The following is a 2,223-nucleotide window of genomic DNA, read 5'->3' as shown; positions in this document are numbered from 1 at the left end:
CCTATTTAAGTGATGTGCTGAAAAGGTTGCCGACACATAAAGTGACTCAGATTGAAGAATTACTGCCACATCGCTGGAAATCCAACTCAAATTAAAAAATAGGCATGGGGTTCAGCGGACGCTTACAATAATCCTGATTTCAAAGAAGCTTATAGTGAGATGGTAACGACTAGGCGAGAATTAAGTGAAATTGAGCCTTTGGCGGATAGCGATCTATCAGTTGCTCCAAAATCTCAACCCGTGCCAAGAAATAGCTATCCTAGACCTTTCTAAATATTGCTAATTGGGGGCAGCACAGAATTCGGAGAAAATAGCACGCTAAGGAATTTTGTGGACTAATTAATTTATTAAAATCAGAGATTTATATTTTTATGCTTTGCCTGTCTTCTAGAGATTGGCAACATGCAATTTAATTGAAAATTTTAACGAAGTTTTTAAATAACAACTACATAGAAGTAAACAAATGTACTTACCGCCCTATAATTTCCGTTTTCTGTGCTGACCCCTATATTCGAGTATTTAGACGGGAACGAAGAAGACTATGATTTCTCAAGATAGCGAGAAAAACTGACTACCTAGAATAGTCTGTTATAGGCGGTTTTCTTATAACGGTCTGTTCTAGGTAGTCTATTAATAGGTCTAAGGGGCTTTTTAGGTGGTTCCGCTAGGGTATACTGAAAATAAACTTGTCCTGTACCTGATTCCAGTAAAACACTCTCCGAAAATATCGAGACGATTCACGGTTGGTTACAGATAGTTTGGGTGTTATTTTTATCTCTATGCTTGATAGGCTTTATGAGCTTACCACAAATAATTTTTCATTCGGTCAGTCCTCGCTTTCATCCGACCAATTTTGACTCAACTCACTCACCAAACGACTCTCATCGCATTTAAAATCAATATAGTGATAGGTATTGGCAGGCAATAGCCAATCCTGCCCTGTCAGTGGACATTTTTGTTCCATATCTTCTGCCTGTGTCCAATCACGGTAATTCATTAGAAAATAATAGGTGGGTACACCTGTGCTTTGTTCAATGATACGGCACAATTCTCGACCTATTTTGCTATGCTCAGAATTGGGATTTTGCATTTGCTCTAAGGCAAAGGCTTCACTTACTGGTTGAGAACCAAGCCACAAACGATATAACGCTTCAGCCTGACGATACCATGACCACACATTATCATAACAAGGGTGATCAGGTTGGGTATATGGGATTTTATATAGAGGAATGCCTTGTAAGGTTACTCCATCTAGTAAAGGCGAACTCCAGCCCCAACGCAACATGTAAAATTCAGATTGCGTTGGTACGGCATAACGGGGAAGAGGATAGTCATGGTCTTCTCCGATATACAAGGTTTGAATGGGTTTACCTGCTAACTGTTCGATTTTATTGTGCATTTCTTGGGCATAGCTGTTCATATTTTTACGGTCAAGGGCATCCATTTCAGGACACACCACAGTCACGCGAGTAATATCATTTTGGCTAACAGCTAAATGATGGTTACGGGGTAATATTTGTCCGTTGCCTTCTAAATTTCCTAAATAACAAAATACATCATGGTCGTGGCTATCATCATCTTCAGCGATACCTGTATATTGGGGTATGATAATATCAAAGGCGTGCATTTTTATATCTCATGCTTAATTTATATTAAATATATTTGGGGATGTTGCTGTTGAAATTGGTTAAAGTGCTGTCTTGTAGTGTCAATTTAACCTATACCGTCAATGCCGTACACTCTAAATATTAATAATACTTAAACTACTTGATATTATAACTATAATTTTTCTTATCATATTTACCGAAATAAGGAACAGCTACATCCTTATGCACTGTATTATTACTATCAGTATATGTAATTACTATAGAGTCTTCGGTGTCAGAATATTTTATAGGATACTTAAATGATTGATTAGGAGATAAATTACCTATATTTTCTGATTTATTAGTGGTTTTATAAGTTAAATTAACCTTAGTTATATCTTCGGAGGTTTTGTTATTTATAATTAGCATCCCTTCTGATTCACTTTGACTGGAACAAGCCACAGTAATTAATGCACTTAAGCTAATTACATACAGTTTTCTTATTGAGATCAGAGGTGGTTCCACTTGTTTGAACAACTAAAAGCGTATTTATAAGTGATATTCCGCTCTAGTTAAGCCACCTTGTTTTGTTGGGGTAGCTGATCATAGTAAAACTCATTTGGTGTCATTTTGTCTA

3 protein-coding genes are annotated in these 2,223 nt (G+C 36.8%); 1 reads left to right on the top strand and 2 read right to left on the bottom strand.

Translation table 11 applies throughout. From position 1 onward, the window contains the following. Nucleotides 1–95: transposase domain-containing protein (locus FTU05_RS17530; protein ID WP_141192749.1), on the top strand; the 95-nt coding region annotated here is incomplete at its 5' end. Between the two features lie 731 nt (nt 96–826). Here FTU05_RS17530 and FTU05_RS17525 read toward each other — a convergent pair. Both FTU05_RS17525 and FTU05_RS17520 read right to left on the bottom strand, forming a co-directional pair. Continuing rightward, nucleotides 827–1,627: a DUF2310 family Zn-ribbon-containing protein gene (locus tag FTU05_RS17525; protein WP_114237944.1), complete on the bottom strand. Its 801-nt coding sequence runs from the start codon at nt 1,625–1,627 to the stop codon at nt 827–829. 136 nt (nt 1,628–1,763) lie between these two features. Next, nucleotides 1,764–2,111 (bottom strand): hypothetical protein, encoded by a 348-nt coding sequence (locus FTU05_RS17520; RefSeq protein WP_180166193.1) that lies wholly within the window; start codon nt 2,109–2,111, stop codon nt 1,764–1,766. Between the last annotated feature and the right edge of the window lie 112 nt (nt 2,112–2,223).

This window comes from Acinetobacter sp. YH12049, assembly GCF_013419875.1.
Classification (GTDB): Bacteria; Pseudomonadota; Gammaproteobacteria; order Pseudomonadales; family Moraxellaceae; genus Acinetobacter; species Acinetobacter amyesii.
Note: the sequence above shows the minus strand (reverse complement) of the source record. Positions and strands in the feature narration are given on the sequence as shown.